The sequence below is a fragment of the Streptomyces sp. NPDC059255 genome, assembly GCF_042752355.1.
GTDB lineage: Bacteria > Actinomycetota > Actinomycetes > Streptomycetales > Streptomycetaceae > Streptomyces.
On the sequence record NZ_JBHYZP010000007.1, the window covers coordinates 247061 to 263187 of the forward strand.

Sequence of the window (16127 nt, forward strand, 5' to 3'; positions counted from 1 at the left end):
AGGAGCGAGCCTGAAATAGTTCCCCCCGATGTTCGCCATCCCTAGACTCCCTGCGATGGGGGAAACTCGGGGGACAACAAGTGGGGCATGGAGTGCCGGAACTCGTACTGGAATTGAACGGAAGGACCTGGACGCTCGATCCATCCAGGTCGTACACCCTCGGCCGCGATCCACAGGGCGACGTCGTGATCGACGACGCCAGGGTCTCGTGGCGTCACGCCACCATCAGCTGGGGAGGCCGTGGCTGGGTCATTGAGGACCACGGCAGCACCAACGGCACCTATCTGCGGGGGCAGCGCGTCCAGCGGTCGGAGATCGGCGCCGGCTCCGCCGTCCATCTCGGCAACGCCAACGACGGACCGCGCGTGAGCCTCACCGGCGCGGCAGCGGGAGCGCCGGCGGGGGCCGGCGCCGGGGCCTACAGCGCCCAGGCCGCCGCCCAGGCCGCTCCGCCGCAGCAGGCGGGGGCCCAGCAGGCGCCGCCCCAGCAGGGCTGGGCGGGCCAGCAGCAGGCGGCTCCACCGCAGCAGAACTGGCAGCAGGCCCCGCCACAGGGCTCCGTACCGCACCAGGCGCAGGCTCCCGCGCAGCAGGCGTACCAGCTCCAGCAGGCGCAGCGGCCGGACCTGGGCGGTGCGGGCGGCGCCGCGGGGGCACCGTCCTCGTACGGGGACCGCAGCCCGACCACCTTCCACGAGTTCTCCCTCGGCCGGGTGATGCGCATCGGCCGTGCGCTGGAGAACGACCTGGTCGTCTCCGACCTCCAGGTCTCGCGCCACCACGCCGAGTTCACGGCGACCCCCGACGGCCGCTTCGAGATCCACGACCTCGGATCCCACAACGGCACGTACGTCAACGGCCAGCCGATCGCCAAGTCCGGCACCGTACTCCTCGGCCCCAACGACATCGTCGGCGTCGGTCACTCCACCTTCCGGCTGGTCGGCGACCGGCTGGAAGAGTTCGTCGACACCGGTGAGGTCTCCTTCTCCGCCCGGCACCTCACGGTGACGGTCGACGGCGGCAAGCAGATCCTCAAGGACGTCTCCTTCGGCGTCCCCGAGAAGTCGCTGATCGCGGTCATCGGCCCCTCCGGCTCCGGCAAGTCCACGCTCCTCAAGGCGCTCACCGGCTACCGCCCCGCCGACCAGGGCGAGGTCCTCTACGACAACCGGAACCTGTACAAGCAGTTCGCCGAGCTGCGCCAGCGCATCGGTCTCGTTCCGCAGGACGACATCCTGCACAAGGAGCTGACCGTCAAGAAGGCGCTCAAGTACGCGGCCAAGCTCCGCTTCCCCGGCGACACCGCCGAGGCCGAGCGCGAGGCCCGGATCGGCGAGGTGCTGGGCGAGCTGAAGCTCGACATCCACAAGGACAAGAAGATCACCTCGCTCTCCGGTGGTCAGCGCAAGCGCGTGTCCGTGGCCCTCGAACTGCTCACCAAGCCGTCGCTGATCTTCCTGGACGAGCCGACCTCCGGCCTCGACCCGGGCATGGACCGCGACGTCATGCAGCTGCTGCGCGGCCTCGCCGACGACGGCCGTACGGTCCTGGTGGTCACCCACTCCGTGGCCGAGCTGGGCATCTGCGACAAGCTGCTCGTGATGGCCCCCGGCGGCTCCGTGGCGTACTTCGGCCCGCCGGAGGAGGCGCTCAACTTCTTCGGCTACAGCACCTGGGCCGATGTCTTCTCGGCCTTCGAGAACTACCGCGACTACGACTGGGCGGGCCGCTGGCGCGGCTCCCAGCACTACCAGATGTACGCCGCGGACCTCGACGCCGTCGCCCCGCAGGCCGTCCCCACGCCGCCGCACCAGCAGCTGCGCCCGCCGAAGGCCCAGAGCTGGGGCTCCCAGCTCTGGACGCTGATACGCCGCTACGCCTCGGTGATCGCCTCGGACAAGGGCTTCATGGGGCTGATGCTGATCCTGCCCGCCGTGCTCGGGGTGGTCAGCGTCGTGATCCCCGCCAAGTTCGGCCTCGGGCCGCCCGAGGCGCCGGCCCGGTTCAACGGTGCCGCGGGCACGATCATGCTGATCCTCACGGTCGGCATGTGCTTCTCCGGCGCGGCCAACTCCGTACGTGAACTGATCAAGGAGAGGGTGATCTACGAACGGGAACGGGCCACCGGCCTCTCCCGTTCCGCCTATCTGATGTCCAAGGTGATCACACTCGGTGTGATCACCGCCTTCCAGGGCGTCATCATCTGCGGTATCGGCTTCGCGCCCCGCGTGCTGCCCGAAGAGGGTCTGATCATGCCGCCCGCCGTCGAGATCTGCCTGGTCGTGATCGCCCTCGGCTTCACCTCGATGATGTTCGGCCTGGTCATCTCCTCGCTGGTGAAGACCGCCGAGAAGACGATGCCGCTGCTCGTCATGTTCGCGATCGTCCAGGTCGTGTTCACCGGCGTCCTCTTCCAGCTCTACGACTCGCCGGGCCTGGAGCAGCTCGCCTGGCTGATGCCGTCGCGCTGGGCCATCGCCGGAGCGGCCACGACCCTGGATCTCTCGCACCTGATGGCGCCGTGGGACATCAACGACCCGACCAACCTGGACCCGCTGTGGGAGCACGCCGCGAGCCAGTGGGCCCTGAACATCTCGGTCCTGCTGCTGATCGGGGTCGCCTGCGGCTTCGCGGTCGCGCGGCTGCTGCGCCGCCACGAGCCCGAGGTCATGCGCAAGTGACGGCCGCCGCGGCCGGCCACGGCCGGGCGTGAGGCACCCGGGCGCGGCACGCCCGTGACGCGCCGGAACATGCCGGAGGGCGGCACCCCCGCAGTGGGGGTGCCGCCCTCAGCCGTTCACACGGCCGCCCGGATCACTCCGTACGTGTCCGTACGTGTCCGTACGTGTCCGCGCCGGTCAGTACGCGCTGTTGACGTTGTCCATCGAGCCGTACTTGTCCGCGGCGTAGTTGCACGCGGCCACGATGTTCGAGACCGGGTTGTAGATGTTGTTGGGCGTTCCCTTGACGTGGTACGTCTTGAAGGTCGGCGGGATCACCTGGAGCAGCCCCTTGGAGGGGATGCCGTTCTGGGCGTTGATGTCCCACAGGTTGATCGCGTTCGGGTTACCGCTCGACTCACGCATGACGTTGCGGTGGATCCCGTTGTACGAGCCCGGGATGCCGTGCTTCTTCATGATGGCCAGCGACTCGCGGATCCAGCCGTCCAGGTTGTTCGCGTAGACCGGCTTCCGCACGGTCGAGCGGCTGGCGGACGTGGTCTTCTCGCGCTTCTTCGCCTCGGCCTTGGCCTTCGCCTTGGCGGCAGCCTTGGCCTTCGCCTCGGCCTTCGCCTTCGCGGTGGTCTTCGCCTTGGACTCGGAGTCGGACTTCGTGATGCCGACCGTGTGGACGTTGGCCTGGCCGTCGAGCGAGTGCGTGTACTGCTTGGCGATGACCGCCTGCACGTTCGAAGCCTGCTTGCCGTCGGCCGTGGGCGTCCACGCCACCTGAGTGGCGGTGGAGGACTTGGCCTGGGCCGCGGGCTGGGCCGAGGCGGTGTGGGCCCCGGGGACCAGGGAGAGTGTCAGAGCCGCGGCTCCGGCGGCTGCGACACCGGCGATCGAAACCTTGTGGGTCTTGTTCAGGCGGCCGAGGCCAGGGGTGCGTGACGAGAACATAGAGACGTACCTCTTCGAATAGCGGGAGTCGCGGAGGCCGGACGGCCAGCCATCTCGGCGGCGACGTCGGCAATTGTTAGCGCCCGCAAAATGCCCTGGCAAAGGTGTGACGTACGACCCCGGATAGTGCAAAGGGGCGCCGGGAAGGCGCCCCAATGTCCGGTTTTGCCGTGCTCACGCGGCCCTTATCCGTCGACTAACCCCGCTCGTAAGTGACGTGGGTCCTATGCCGGGGCTCACATCGGGCCCCCCGTGCCATGACCGGTTGTTGCTCCAGCAATTCGAAGAGTGAGTGATTTCGGGGCGTTTTCAGGGCAGCAGGAGATGCACGTCCCCGAACTCGTGCCAGAGATAGCGGGAACGCAGCGCCGCCGCGTATCCCCGGGCCAGTGCCGCCCGCCCGGCGATCGCCTCCAGCATCAGCAGATGTGAGGCGGCGGGCTCGTGCAGCCCGGTCAGCAGCCCGTCCACGACCCGCACCCCGCGCCGGGGCGTCACCACCAGGTCCGTCCAGCCGGCGGCCGCCCGCACCACCCCGTCCGGGTCCGCCGCCGACTCCAGGGCGCGCACCGCCGTCGTACCGACCGCGACGACCCGGCCCCCGGCCGCCGCCGCGGCGTTCACCAGCCGCGCCGTCGACTCCGGCACCGCGAAGCGCTCCGGGTACGGCGGCTCGTGCGCCTCGGGCGACGCCACCCCCGTGTGCAGGACCAGCGGCGCGAACTGCACGCCCCGGCTCACCAGCGCCGCCACCAGCCCGGCCGTGAAGGGCCGCCCCGCGCTCGGCATCTCCGCCGAGCCGCAGCCGTCGGGGGAGGGGAGCGCGAAGACCGTCTGATACGCGGAGAGCGGCTGGTCCCGCTCGGTGTACCCGTACCGGATGGGCCGGCCGCGCCGGCTCAGCAGCTCCGGCACCCCGGTGCCGAGGACCCGCGCCCACCGGAGCCGCACCCCCGCCGGGTCCAGCGGCTCCTCCACCACCAGCTCCGCGCCGCCCGGCAGCCGTACGACCAGGCCGGCCGGCCCGCCGGGCCGAGGCAGCGTCGCCCCGGCGCCGGTCCTGGTTCTGGCCCCCGTCCCGGTTTTGGCCCCCGTCCGCGCCGCGGTGCCGTCCCGTCCGTGCGGCGTCCGCAGCTCGACCGCCCACCTGCCGTCGTCACCCCGCGTCGAGAAGTGCACGACCACCCGCTCACCGCCCGGATCGGGACCGACCCGCCCGTCGACGGCCGCGGGCAGCGTCGCCGACGTGTTGACCACCAGGACGTCCCCCGCCCGCAGCAGCCCCGGCAGCTCCCGGAAGGCGTGGTGGCTCACCCGCGTCCCCCGGGACACCAGCAGCCGTACGTCGTCCCGCCCCGCCCCGCGCTGCTCCGCCGGAACCCGCGCCGAGAGCTCCTCGGGCACGTCCGGTATCTCCAGCGGCCCCGCCCCGGCCCCCGGCGCGGCGCCCGTTCCCGTCTCCGCCATGGCCGCGCCCGTCCCGGTTTCCCCCATGGCCGCGCCCGTGCTCGTCCCCCTCACAGCCGTGCCCGTCCCCCTCGCAGCCGTGCCCGTCCCCCTCACCGCCGTCCCCGTCCCCTGCTCCGTCATGGCCGCCCCCGTTCCGCCGTTCATGCCGTCGCCTCCAGCAGCGCGGGCGCCGCGTACCTGCCGCTGGCCGGCCGCCGCTCCAGCAGCCGCAGGAAGCCGGGCACCACCGCCTCGGGCGCCGGGCGCGGGTCCGTGTCGTCCGGCACGGCCGCCGCGTACAGATCCGTCCCCATGTCCCCCGGGTCGACCGACCACACCCGCAGCCCCGGCTCCTCGACCGCCAGTACGGCCGCGAGGTGGTCCAGCGCCGCCTTGGACGCCCCGTACCCGCCCCAGGTCTCGTACGCCTCGGCCGCCGCGTCCGAGCTGACCGCGATGACCGCGCCCGCCGCGCTCGCCCGCAGCAGCGGCAGCGCCTCCTGCACCAGCCCGAGCGCCGCCACCACATTCGTCTCCAGCGCGGCCCGCAGCCCCGCCGGCGGCAGCGCGTCCAGCCGTACCAGCGGCTCCGCGCCCAGCGCGCTCGCATTGCTCACCAACAGGTCCAGCGAGCCGAGCCCCGCCGCCGCGGCCACCAGCTCCGCGCGGTGCGTGGCGTCCGTCACGTCCCCGGCGAGCGCCACCACCCGGGTCCCGTGCGCCCCGGCCGCCCGCGCCGTCTCCTCCAGTACGCGCGCGGTCCTGGCGTCCAGCACCAGATCCCAGCCGCGCCGCGCAAGCTCCTCGGCCAGCGCCCGCCCCAGCCCCTTCGATGCCCCCGTGATGACCGCTACCGGCATGACGTCCGCTCCTTCGCGTCGGCGTTCCCGGCCACCGGCCGCCGGTCCCCGCCGTCGTGCCCTGGCGGCCCCGGCAGCCCTGTGGCCCTGTGGCTCTTGGCCTTGTGACGCGTCCAACGTAGGAACGCTCCCGCCCCCGCCGCCTCGTGCGCGGGCCCTGACCCGCGCGGGCAGTTCGCCCTAGGCCGGATCGGCCGGGTCCTAGGCCGAAAGGCCCCGGCCCCGGGCGGTCCCCGGTCCGATACGCGGCGTACCGGCCCGCCGGTACGGTGGCCACATGAGCCACCGACCCAGCTCCGGCCTCGCGGCCGTGAGCACCGCACTCCTCGCGATGAGCAGGCGTCTGGAGGTGCACGACGTCCTCAAGACGATCGTCGTCTCCGCCCGCGAACTGCTCGACGCCGAGTACGCGGCCCTCGGTGTCCCGGACGACCACGGCGGCTTCGCCCAGTTCGTCGTGGACGGCGTCAGCGACGAACAGTGGAAGGCCATCGGCCCGCTGCCGCGCCAGCACGGCATCCTCGCCGCGATGCTCCACGAGCAGAAGACCGAGCGCCTCGCCGACGTACGGAAGGACCCCCGATTCGAGGGCTGGCCCTCCGCCCACCCCGACATGTCGGACTTCCTCGGCCTGCCGGTCAGGGACGGCGACGAGATCATCGCCGCGCTCTTCCTCGCCAACAAACGCTGCCCGGGAACACCGTCCTCCCGCGGGGACGGCTGCGGCTTCACCGAGGAGGACGAGGAACTCCTCTCGATCCTCGCCCAGCACGCCGCGATCGCCCTGACCAACGCCCGGCTGTACGAGCGCAGCCGCGAACTCACCATCGTCGAGGAACGCTCCCGCCTCGCGCACGAGCTGCACGACGCCGTCAGCCAGAAGCTCTTCTCCCTGCGGCTCACCGCCCAGGCCGCCGCCGCGCTGGTCGACCGCGACCCCGCCCGCGCCAAGGGCGAGCTCCAGCAGATCGCCGCCCTCGCCGCGGAGGCCGCCGACGAGCTGCGCGCCGCCGTGGTCGAGCTGCGCCCCGCGGCCCTGGACGAGGACGGCCTGGTCGCCACGCTCCGTACCCAGATCCAGGTGCTCGACCGCGCCCACTCGGCCAGGGTGACCTTCGACAGCTCCGCGGTACGGGCGCTGCCCGCCGCCCAGGAGGAGGCGCTGCTGCGGGTGGCCCAGGAGGCCCTGCACAACGCGCTGCGCCACTCCGGGGGCGACCGCGTCGACGTCACCCTCGCCCGCCGCGCCCAGGGCGCGGTCCTCAGCGTCACGGACAACGGCAAGGGTTTCGAGCCCCGCGCGGTCCGCAGGGCCGGACGCCACCTCGGACTGGTCTCGATGCGCGACCGGGCGAGCGGCGTCGGCGGCAGACTCCGGGTGCGATCGGCGCCCGGACAGGGCACCACGATCGAGATGGAGGTGCCCGGTGGCTGAAGAGCACGAGGGCGGCGCGCAGCGCTTCGAAGGAGGGCCGGTGCCGGGTGCCGGGCGGGCGATCCGGGTACTGCTGGTCGACGATCACCAGGTGGTACGGCGCGGGCTGCGCACGTTCCTGGAGATCCAGCCCGACATCGAGGTCGTGGGGGAGGCGGCGGACGGGGCCGAGGGCGTCGCCCGCGCCGAGGAGCTGCGCCCCGACGTCGTCCTGATGGACATCAAGATGCCCGGCTCCGACGGGATCGAGGCGCTGCGGGGGCTCCGCGACCTCGGCAACCCGGCCCGGGTGCTGATCGTCACCAGCTTCACCGAGCAGCGCACCGTCGTCCCCGCGCTGCGCGCCGGGGCCTCCGGCTACGTCTACAAGGACATCGACCCCGAGGCGCTGGCCGGCGCCATCCGCTCCGTCCACGCCGGGCACGTACTGCTCCAGCCCGAGGTGGCGGGCGCGCTGCTGGCCCAGGACGACCCGGCGGCGGGCCACGGGAGGGGGACCTCGCTCACCGAACGGGAGCGCGAGGTGCTCACCCTGATCGCCGACGGGCGTTCCAACCGGGAGATCGCCCGTGCGCTGGTGCTCTCCGAGAAGACGGTCAAGACGCATGTCTCGAACATCCTGATGAAGCTCGATCTGTCGGACCGTACGCAGGCGGCGCTGTGGGCCGTACGCCACGGGGTGACCGGCTGAGGTGACCGGCTGATACGACGGCGGGCGGCGCCGGGAACGGCATGAACCGGAGGGTCATCTTCCGATCCGAGATTCATACTGTCGGGTGTATGTCACCCACACGGCGCATCCTGGGCGCCGGACGGGCGTTCTCCATGGCGTGCCGCCGCATACCGCCGCGGCTGTTGATCACGCGATTAAGGAACACCCCATGAAGGTTGCCAAGAAGGCCGCCCTGGTCCTCGTCACCGCCGGTCTCGCCGCGGGCGCCTCGGCCGGTGCCGCGTTCGCCACCGAGGGCGGCGCCCACGCCAACGGCGTGGCCCAGCACTCCCCGGGTGTCGGCTCCGGCAACGCCGTCCAGGTCCCGGTGCACGTCCCGGTGAATGTGACCGGTAACACGGTCACCGTGATCGGCCTGCTGAACCCGGCGTTCGGCAACCACTCGGTCAACCACTGACCTCAGTGGGTCACGGGCCGCCGCCCGGCGCGCCGCCGCGAGGCGCCGCACGGGGCGGCGGCCTTCCGCGTGCCCGCCCCCGCCCGTAGCTCCCGCACACGGCCCGCGCCCGAGCGCGCTCCGCCGGCTCTCGCGCGATACGGCTGCCGGCGCCCCGCTCAGGAGACCGGAGGCGTCAGACCCCCGCCCCGGGACCGTTCCGCTCCCGCTCCTCCACATACGCGTTGTACGCCGCCACCCGGGCCCGCCGCGCGAACCGTTCCACCGGCCGCAGCGCCTCCCCCCGCGCCGCCATCTCCGAGGCGCTCACCGCGCCCCCGTGCCCGTGCTCGTACGCCAGCTCGATCATCAGCCCCACCCGCTGCGCCTGCTCCAGCACCCGCACCGCCCGCTGCGGATAGCCCGGGGCCAGCACCTCACGCCCCGCCTCGGCCCGCGCCCGGTACGCGTCCACGATCGCCTCGGCCACCGGCCCCGACGCCGCCACGTCCAGCCCGGACAGCACCTCCGCCGCCTCTCGCAGGGCCTCGGACAGCTCCCGCTCCGCCTCCCCGAGCGAGGGCACGTCCGCCGGCGGCGCCTCCCGTACGGGCAGACAGTGCCAGAGGACCTCCACATGCCGGTCGCCCTCCGGGCCCACCGCGGACACCTCGGGCACCAGCCCGTACGGCACCCCCACGGCGATCACGGCCTCCTCCGCCTCCAGGGCACGGGCATTGAACTCCGGCGGACCGCACAGACCCAGCGGATGCCCCGGCGCGGGCAGCGCGACCCGGTACCCGGTCACCCCGAGCGCCCGCAGCCGCCCCAGCGCCAGCGTCAGCCCCACGGGCCCCGTCTCGCCCGGCAGCCCCTCCACCCGGTGCAGCGCGTCCTCGCCGACCACGGCGAGCGCCGCGTCGTCCGGTGATACGAATCCGGCCAACAGGGCATTTCCCCATGAGGCCAGCAGTCCTGAGCGTGGTTGCGAAAGCATGGCCCCAGCCTAGGTAACAGACCTCACGGCCGGACCACTCGACCGGTGGCGTAGGTTTTCCCTGGGGGATCGCGTCTACAGGCGCACCCGAAACCTCAAGACGATTGCATGGGGAGACAACGCGCTCATGAGCGATGTACTGGAGCTGGTGGACGTAACCGTGGTCCGCGACGGACGCGCTCTGGTGGACGATGTCTCCTGGTCGGTCAAGGAGGGGGAGCGCTGGGTCATCCTCGGCCCCAACGGCGCCGGCAAGACCACCCTGCTCAACCTCGCCTCCAGCTATCTCTTCCCGACCAAGGGCCAGGTCCGGATCCTCGGCGAGCGGCTCGGCAAGGTCGACGTCTTCGAACTGCGCCCGCGGATCGGCGTGGCGGGCATCGCCATGGCCGAGAAGCTGCCCAAGCGCCAGACCGTCCTGGAGACCGTCCTGACGGCCGCGTACGGCATGACCGCCACCTGGAACGAGGACTACGACGAGGTCGACGAGCAGCGCGCCCGCGCCTTCCTCGACCGGCTCGGCATGACCGACTACCTGGACCGCAGGTTCGGCACCCTCTCCGAGGGCGAGCGCAAGCGCACCCTCATCGCCCGCGCGATGATGACCGACCCTGAACTCCTCCTCCTCGACGAGCCCGCGGCCGGCCTCGACCTCGGGGGCCGTGAGGATCTCGTACGCCGCCTCGGCCGCCTCGCCCGCGACCCGTACGCCCCCTCCATGATCATGGTGACCCACCACGTCGAGGAGATCGCTCCCGGCTTCACCCATGTCCTCATGATCCGCCAGGGCAAGGTGCTCGCCGCCGGCCCCATGGAGACCGAGCTGACCTCCCGCAACCTCTCCCTCTGCTTCGGACTCCCGCTCGTCGTCGAGCGCACCGGTGACCGCTGGACGGCCCACGGACTGCCGCTCGGCTGAGCCCCCGTCATATCGGTGGCCTTCTGACCCGATATCACCCCTGTCGGGACAGGGACCCGCGCCCCTACCATGACCGTGTGGAAATCGACGCGTGGGTGTGGTGGCTGATCGGCGCCGTAGGACTGGGCATTCCCCTCGTCATCACGGCGATGCCCGAGTTCGGCATGTTCTCCGCCGGTGCGGTCGCCGGCGCGATCACCGCGGCCCTCGGTGGCGGAGTGGTGGTCCAAGTCCTCGTCTTCGTCGTGGTGTCCGTGGCGCTCATCGCCGTCGTACGCCCGTTCGCGGCCCGGCAGCGCGCCGCGACGGCCCCTGGATCGGCCACCGGCATCGACGCGCTGAAAGGCCGTCAGGCCCTTGTCCTGGAACGGGTGGACGGCAGAGGCGGCCGCATCAAGCTGGCCGGCGAGGTGTGGTCCGCGCGCGCCTACGACGAGGCCACCTCGTTCGAACCCGGCCAACAGGTCGACGTGGTCGAGATCGACGGAGCGACAGCCGTCGTCATGTAGCGGCCACGACAGCCATCCACAGTGGTCGACGCCGTACGACGCCCGTACGACGACCGCCCACGACAACGAGACGTGACAGTCAGGTGACTCAACCCGGCGGAACGGGAACCACGTTCGCCTCCGGTCTGAGAAACTGGATCATCGGAACATCCGGCAGAGAAGGGCCCGAAAAACGCGATGCCATCAATCATCATCGTCCTGGTCATCCTGGTGGTGCTTGTATTCATCGCCCTGATCAAGACGATCCAGGTCATCCCGCAAGCCAGCGCCGCCATCGTCGAGCGGTTCGGCCGCTACACACGCACCCTCAACGCGGGCCTGAACATCGTGGTCCCGTTCATAGACTCGATCCGCAACCGGATCGACCTCCGTGAACAGGTCGTCCCCTTCCCGCCCCAGCCGGTGATCACCCAGGACAACCTGGTCGTCAACATCGACACGGTCATCTACTACCAGGTCACCGACGCCCGCGCCGCCACGTACGAAGTCGCCAGCTACATCCAGGCGATCGAGCAGCTCACCGTCACCACCCTCCGCAACATCATCGGTGGCATGGACCTGGAGCGCACCCTCACCTCCCGCGAGGAGATCAACGCGGCCCTGCGCGGTGTACTCGACGAGGCCACCGGCAAGTGGGGCATCCGCGTCAACCGCGTCGAGCTGAAGGCCATCGAACCGCCCACCTCCATCCAGGACTCGATGGAGAAGCAGATGCGCGCCGACCGTGACAAGCGCGCCGCGATCCTCACCGCCGAAGGTATCCGCCAGTCGCAGATCCTCACCGCGGAGGGCGAGAAGCAGTCCGCGATCCTGCGCGCCGAAGGTGAGGCCAAGGCCGCCGCCCTGCGCGCCGAGGGCGAGGCCCAGGCCATCCGTACGGTCTTCGAATCCATCCACGCGGGCGACCCCGACCAGAAGCTCCTGGCCTACCAGTACCTCCAGATGCTCCCCAAGATCGCCGAGGGCGACGCCAACAAGCTCTGGATCGTGCCCAGCGAGATCGGCGACGCGCTCAAGGGACTCAGCGGCGCCTTCGACAACCTCGGCGGCGGCATGCCCGGCTTCAACACCGGCAAGGAGCGCAGGCAGGACACCCCGCTCGACTGACCGCCCCCGCCCTTCGTGCATGATCGGTGGTCGGTGCATCCGGCACCGATCAGCACGAAAGGCACCACACCGTGACCATCTGGGAGATGCTCGCCGTGCTCGCGGCGGGCATCAGCGCGGGCGCCATCAACACCGTCGTCGGCTCCGGCACGCTCATCACCTTCCCCGTCCTGCTGGCGACAGGACTCCCCCCGGTCACGGCGACCGTCTCCAACGCCCTCGGCCTGATACCGGGCTCGATCAGCGGAGCCATCGGCTACCGCGCCGAACTCACCGGCCAGCGCCCCCGCGTCCTGCGCCTCGGCGTCGCCGCGGTCATCGGCGGATTCACCGGCGCCACCCTGCTGCTGGTCCTGCCGTCCACGGCCTTCGAGACGATCGTGCCCGTCCTGGTCACGCTCGCCCTCGTCCTCGTGATCCTCCAGCCCCGCCTCGCCCGCGCCGTCCAGGCCCGCCGCGCCCGCAAAGGCACCACCGCGGGACCCGACGGCGGCCCGCTCCTCTTCACCGGACTGCTGCTCGCCAGCGTCTACGGCGGCTACTTCACCGCCGCTCAGGGGATCATCTACGTCGCCCTGATGGGCATGCTGCTCGACGACACCCTGCAACGCCTCAACGCGGTGAAGAACATCCTCGCGGCCCTCGTCAACAGCGTCGCCGCGCTCTTCTTCCTCTTCGTCGCCGAGTTCGACTGGACGGCGGTCGCCCTCATCGCGGCCGGCTCGACCGTCGGCGGTCAGCTCGGGGCCAGGTTCGGCCGCAAGCTGCCGCCCGCCGCCCTGCGCGCGCTGGTCGTGACGGTCGGCGTCGTCGCCATCGTCCAGCTTCTCATCCACCGGTACGGCTGAAGGGTCCGCCGGTACGGCTGAAGGTCACGCGGCGGGCTGCGCCGGAACCCCCGCGAGCCACGTCGGCAGCTCGGAACGCTCACCGGCCCGCAGCGACAGCAGCATCGCCTCTGCCGGGGACGGCACGAACGGCGCCCGCAGCAGCGGCATCCCCGCCTGATCCGGCGTACGGTCCGCCTTGCGGTGGTTGTCCTCGGCGCACGAAGCCACCGTATTCAGCCAGCTGTCCGCGCCTCCCCGGGACCGCGGCACCACATGGTCCACCGTCGTCGCGCGCCGGCCGCAGTACGCGCACCGGTGCTGGTCCCGTATCAGGACCCCACGCCTCGACCACGGAGCCTGTCTTCGGAAGGGCACCCGGACATACCGGCACAGCCGGATCACCCGGGGCACCGGAAGCTCCACGGCGGCGGCCCGCACACGGAGACCGGGATGGGCCTGCTCGACGACGGCCTTGTCCTGCAGCACCAGCACCACCGCACGGTTGAGCGTCACCGTCGACAGCGGCTCGAAGCTCGCATTCAGTACCAACGTGTCCCGCATCCCGCCCACCTCCCGTGTTTCGCCGCCCGGCCCCCTGACATGGCTGACAAGGCTGCGGGCTTGGATCAACTCTGGCCGGGCGCGCCGAGAGGGACAACACAATAAAAAATGCCCTGCCCTGATCTCTCCAAGACCAGGGCAGGGCAAACAAAAAGGAAACGGTCAGCTCCCGGCGGGAGCCGCGTACTCCCCGATGAGCTGGGCGCGCGCCAGCGTGTGGAAGCGCAGATTGAACCCGACGACCGCGGGAGTGGTATCACTGTCGGGACCGAGCCGCTCACTGTCCACCGCGTACACCGTGAACACGTAGCGGTGCGCCGGGTCCCCGGGCGGCGGCGCCGCACCCCCGAAGTCCTTCGACCCGTAGTCGTTCCGCGCCTGTACGGCCCCCGCGGGCAGCCCCTCGAACGAGCCGCTGCCCGCGCCCACCGGAAGCTCCGTGACCGACGCCGGGATGTCGAAGACCACCCAGTGCCAGAATCCGCTGCCGGTCGGTGCGTCGGGATCGAAGCACGTCACGGCGAAGCTTCCGGTCTCCGCCGGGAACCCCTCCCACCGCAGCTGCGGCGAGGTGTTCCCGGCGGCCTGGACCTGGGCGTCCTTCAGAACCGCCCCCGGCGCGACATCGTCGCTCACCACGGTGAAGGACGGCACCCGCGGATGGAAGTCATGGGGGAGTGGGGCCCTCGTCGCCTCGGTCACGTCTTAACCTCCGGATGTCAGCTCTGGCCTGTCGTCTGTCCTGTTGCCGGCCGCCGATGTCGGCTGTCGGCCGCCGGAGGACCGAGCCTAGAGGCTCCCCTCAGAACCAGTTACGACGGCCACCGACCTCGGCGAGCCACTGGTTGAGGTACGCGGCCCAGTCCGTGCCCTGGAAGTCGCCCAGCCCCACCTGGAACGAGCGGAACGAGTCGCTGCCCTCGGTGAACAGCCCCGGCTTCTTGTCCATCTCCAGGATCACGTCCATCTCACGGTCGTCCGCGACGAAGGTCAGCTCGACCTGGTTCAGCCCCCGGTACTGCTGCGGCGCGAAGAACTCGATCTCCTGGTAGAACGGCAGCCGCTGCCGCGTCCCGTGGATGTGCCCCTTCTCCATGTCCGCGCTCTTGAAGCGGAAACCGAGACGGACGAAGGCGTCCAGGATGGCCTGCTGCGCCGGGAGAGGGTGGACGTTGATCGGGTCGAGGTCGCTGTTGTCCAGCGCCCGCGCGATGTCCAGGTCCGTGGTCACCCCGATGTTCATGCCGCGCAGCGGCTGTCCCTCGATGGTCGTGACCGGCGTCTCCCAGGGGATCTCCAGACCGAACGGCACCACGTGCACCGCCCCCGCCTCTATCTCGAAGGCACCCCCGATGCTCTGCCGGGTGAACTCGATGTTCTGCACGGTCTCCTGTTCGTTCCCCTCCACCTCGACCCGCGCCTGGAGCCCGACGCTGAGCCCTTGGATCCGCTGGTTCACGGAGCCGCCCTCGAGCCGCACCTCACCCTGCACCACCCCGCCGGGCACCACGTTCGACTCGATCAGCTCGGTCTCGACCGTCGCCCCGCCGGCGCCCAGGCTCGCCAGCAGCTTCTTGAAGCCCATGTCTCACTCCTACTAAGTCCTTCGGGGTCCCTGCCCCCTACATACGCGCTCCGGCCACGGACGGTTCCCCGGTACGCTCGGACGCCATGATGGCGAGCCCCGACCGTATGCCGTTGCCCAGGGACTTCTTCGACCGGCCGGTCCTGGAGGTCGCGCCCGACCTTCTGGGCCGGACGCTGGTACGGGAGACGGCCGACGGCCCCATCGAACTCCGCCTCACCGAAGTGGAGGCGTACGCGGGCGAGGTGGACCCGGGCTCGCACGCCTTCCGGGGCCGCACACCCCGGAACGACGTGATGTTCGGCCCGCCCGGCCACGCGTACGTCTACTTCACCTACGGGATGTGGCACTGCCTCAACCTGGTGTGCGGGCCGGCGGGCCGGGCGAGCGGGGTCCTGCTCCGGGCCGGCGAGATCGGCGTGGGCGCGGAGCTGGCCCGTAAACGTCGCTTCTCGGCCCGCAACGACAGAGAACTGGCCAAAGGCCCGGCCCGCCTGGCCACCGCCCTGGACGTGGACCGGGACCTCAACGGCACGGACGTCTGCGCGGGCCCGGACCATCCGCTGTCGATACTCACCGGTACCCCGGTCACCAAAGCCCAGGTCCGCAGCGGCCCGCGTACGGGAGTGGGCGGCGACGGCGCGATCCACCCCTGGCGCTTCTGGATCGACGGCGACCCTTCCGTCAGCCCTTACCGGGCCCATGCACCACGCCGCCGACGAACTTGACTCGGCCGGTCCACCCGCCTAACGTGGCCCGAGCCGCTTTCAACGGAGCCTGCTGTTCAGCAGCCTCCGCAGCGGCCACCCACTACATCACGATCAAACCCTTACGGGTCTGAGTTTCGGCATGCCGAAATTCTGTACCCGACGACTCGATTATGAGTCGGGCGGGGATTCGGTTAAAGTAGTGAACAGCCGAAAGGCAAAGGGCCAATCCAAAGGCCATCGGAATTCTGGAAGCGGGAAACACCGCCGAATGAATCTGATAGAGTCGGAAACGCAAGAACGAAACACCGAAGGGAAGCGCCCGGAGGAAAACCCCAGACACAGTCTGCGGGTGAGTACGAAGGAAGCGTCCGTTCCTTGAGAACTCAACAGCGTGCCAAAAGTCAACGCCAGATATGTTGATACCCCGACCTCCCGG

The 16127-nt window shown here is 70.8% G+C and carries 16 protein-coding genes; 9 read left to right on the top strand and 7 right to left on the bottom strand.

Annotation, left to right across the window (positions count from 1 at the left end; genetic code table 11):
• The first annotated feature begins 80 nt into the window (after positions 1 to 80).
• Positions 81 to 2681, top strand: a complete 2601-nt coding sequence (locus ACFXKG_RS12795) for an FHA domain-containing protein (protein WP_384836489.1) — start codon at positions 81 to 83, stop codon at positions 2679 to 2681.
• 177 nt (positions 2682 to 2858) lie between these two features.
• Here ACFXKG_RS12795 and ACFXKG_RS12800 read toward each other — a convergent pair whose 3' ends face one another.
• From ACFXKG_RS12800 to ACFXKG_RS12810, 3 genes are all read right to left on the bottom strand, one after another.
• Complete coding sequence (locus ACFXKG_RS12800; protein ID WP_384836492.1) at positions 2859 to 3620, bottom strand: transglycosylase SLT domain-containing protein; 762 nt, start codon at positions 3618 to 3620, stop codon at positions 2859 to 2861.
• 309 nt (positions 3621 to 3929) lie between these two features.
• The gene (locus tag ACFXKG_RS12805; protein ID WP_384836495.1) at positions 3930 to 5114 is read right to left on the bottom strand and encodes an S-adenosylmethionine:tRNA ribosyltransferase-isomerase; all 1185 of its coding nucleotides are present in this window, start codon (positions 5112 to 5114) and stop codon (positions 3930 to 3932) included.
• A 116-nt stretch (positions 5115 to 5230) separates the two neighbouring features.
• A complete protein-coding gene (locus ACFXKG_RS12810; RefSeq protein ID WP_384836498.1) occupies positions 5231 to 5929 on the bottom strand; it encodes an SDR family NAD(P)-dependent oxidoreductase in 699 nt (232 codons plus the stop codon).
• Between the two features lie 277 nt (positions 5930 to 6206).
• Here ACFXKG_RS12810 and ACFXKG_RS12815 point away from each other — a divergent pair, with 277 nt between their 5' ends.
• From ACFXKG_RS12815 to ACFXKG_RS12825, 3 genes are all read left to right on the top strand, one after another.
• The gene (locus ACFXKG_RS12815; protein WP_384836501.1) at positions 6207 to 7364 is read left to right on the top strand and encodes a GAF domain-containing sensor histidine kinase; all 1158 of its coding nucleotides are present in this window, start codon (positions 6207 to 6209) and stop codon (positions 7362 to 7364) included.
• Between the two features lie 40 nt (positions 7365 to 7404).
• Positions 7405 to 8055: a response regulator gene (locus ACFXKG_RS12820; RefSeq protein ID WP_384836553.1), complete on the top strand. Its 651-nt coding sequence runs from the start codon at positions 7405 to 7407 to the stop codon at positions 8053 to 8055.
• A gap of 190 nt (positions 8056 to 8245) precedes the next feature.
• Positions 8246 to 8494, top strand: coding sequence for a chaplin (locus tag ACFXKG_RS12825; protein ID WP_384836504.1), 249 nt, complete (start codon positions 8246 to 8248; stop codon positions 8492 to 8494).
• A gap of 175 nt (positions 8495 to 8669) precedes the next feature.
• Here the strand turns inward: ACFXKG_RS12825 and ACFXKG_RS12830 are convergent, their stop codons facing one another.
• Positions 8670 to 9470 carry a hypothetical protein gene (locus ACFXKG_RS12830; RefSeq protein ID WP_384836507.1) on the bottom strand — a complete coding sequence of 267 codons (801 nt, stop codon included), beginning with the start codon at positions 9468 to 9470 and terminating at the stop codon, positions 8670 to 8672.
• A 127-nt stretch (positions 9471 to 9597) separates the two neighbouring features.
• Here ACFXKG_RS12830 and ACFXKG_RS12835 point away from each other — a divergent pair, with 127 nt between their 5' ends.
• The 4 genes from ACFXKG_RS12835 (at position 9598) to ACFXKG_RS12850 (ending at position 12853) form a co-directional block, all read left to right on the top strand.
• Positions 9598 to 10389, top strand: a complete 792-nt coding sequence (locus ACFXKG_RS12835; RefSeq protein ID WP_384836510.1) for an ABC transporter ATP-binding protein — start codon at positions 9598 to 9600, stop codon at positions 10387 to 10389.
• Positions 10390 to 10466: 77 nt separating this feature from the next.
• Positions 10467 to 10898 carry an NfeD family protein gene (locus ACFXKG_RS12840; RefSeq protein WP_382899310.1) on the top strand — a complete coding sequence of 144 codons (432 nt, stop codon included), beginning with the start codon at positions 10467 to 10469 and terminating at the stop codon, positions 10896 to 10898.
• 177 nt (positions 10899 to 11075) lie between these two features.
• The gene (locus ACFXKG_RS12845; protein ID WP_030353811.1) at positions 11076 to 12005 is read left to right on the top strand and encodes an SPFH domain-containing protein; all 930 of its coding nucleotides are present in this window, start codon (positions 11076 to 11078) and stop codon (positions 12003 to 12005) included.
• A 71-nt stretch (positions 12006 to 12076) separates the two neighbouring features.
• Positions 12077 to 12853, top strand: coding sequence for a sulfite exporter TauE/SafE family protein (locus ACFXKG_RS12850; protein WP_384836514.1), 777 nt, complete (start codon positions 12077 to 12079; stop codon positions 12851 to 12853).
• Between the two features lie 24 nt (positions 12854 to 12877).
• On the opposite strand, the gene ACFXKG_RS12855 is transcribed toward ACFXKG_RS12850, so the two are convergent.
• The 3 genes from ACFXKG_RS12855 to ACFXKG_RS12865 all read right to left on the bottom strand — a co-directional run bounded on the left by ACFXKG_RS12855 (position 12878) and on the right by ACFXKG_RS12865 (position 14981).
• The gene (locus ACFXKG_RS12855; protein WP_384836517.1) at positions 12878 to 13396 is read right to left on the bottom strand and encodes an HNH endonuclease; all 519 of its coding nucleotides are present in this window, start codon (positions 13394 to 13396) and stop codon (positions 12878 to 12880) included.
• A 162-nt stretch (positions 13397 to 13558) separates the two neighbouring features.
• The gene (locus tag ACFXKG_RS12860) at positions 13559 to 14098 is read right to left on the bottom strand and encodes a YbhB/YbcL family Raf kinase inhibitor-like protein (RefSeq protein ID WP_384836520.1); all 540 of its coding nucleotides are present in this window, start codon (positions 14096 to 14098) and stop codon (positions 13559 to 13561) included.
• Positions 14099 to 14198: 100 nt separating this feature from the next.
• The gene (locus tag ACFXKG_RS12865; RefSeq protein ID WP_365818542.1) at positions 14199 to 14981 is read right to left on the bottom strand and encodes a sporulation protein; all 783 of its coding nucleotides are present in this window, start codon (positions 14979 to 14981) and stop codon (positions 14199 to 14201) included.
• 86 nt (positions 14982 to 15067) lie between these two features.
• On the opposite strand from ACFXKG_RS12865, the gene ACFXKG_RS12870 reads away from it, so the two are divergent.
• Positions 15068 to 15709 carry a DNA-3-methyladenine glycosylase gene (locus ACFXKG_RS12870; protein WP_384836523.1) on the top strand — a complete coding sequence of 214 codons (642 nt, stop codon included), beginning with the start codon at positions 15068 to 15070 and terminating at the stop codon, positions 15707 to 15709.
• Positions 15710 to 16127: the final 418 nt, after the last annotated feature.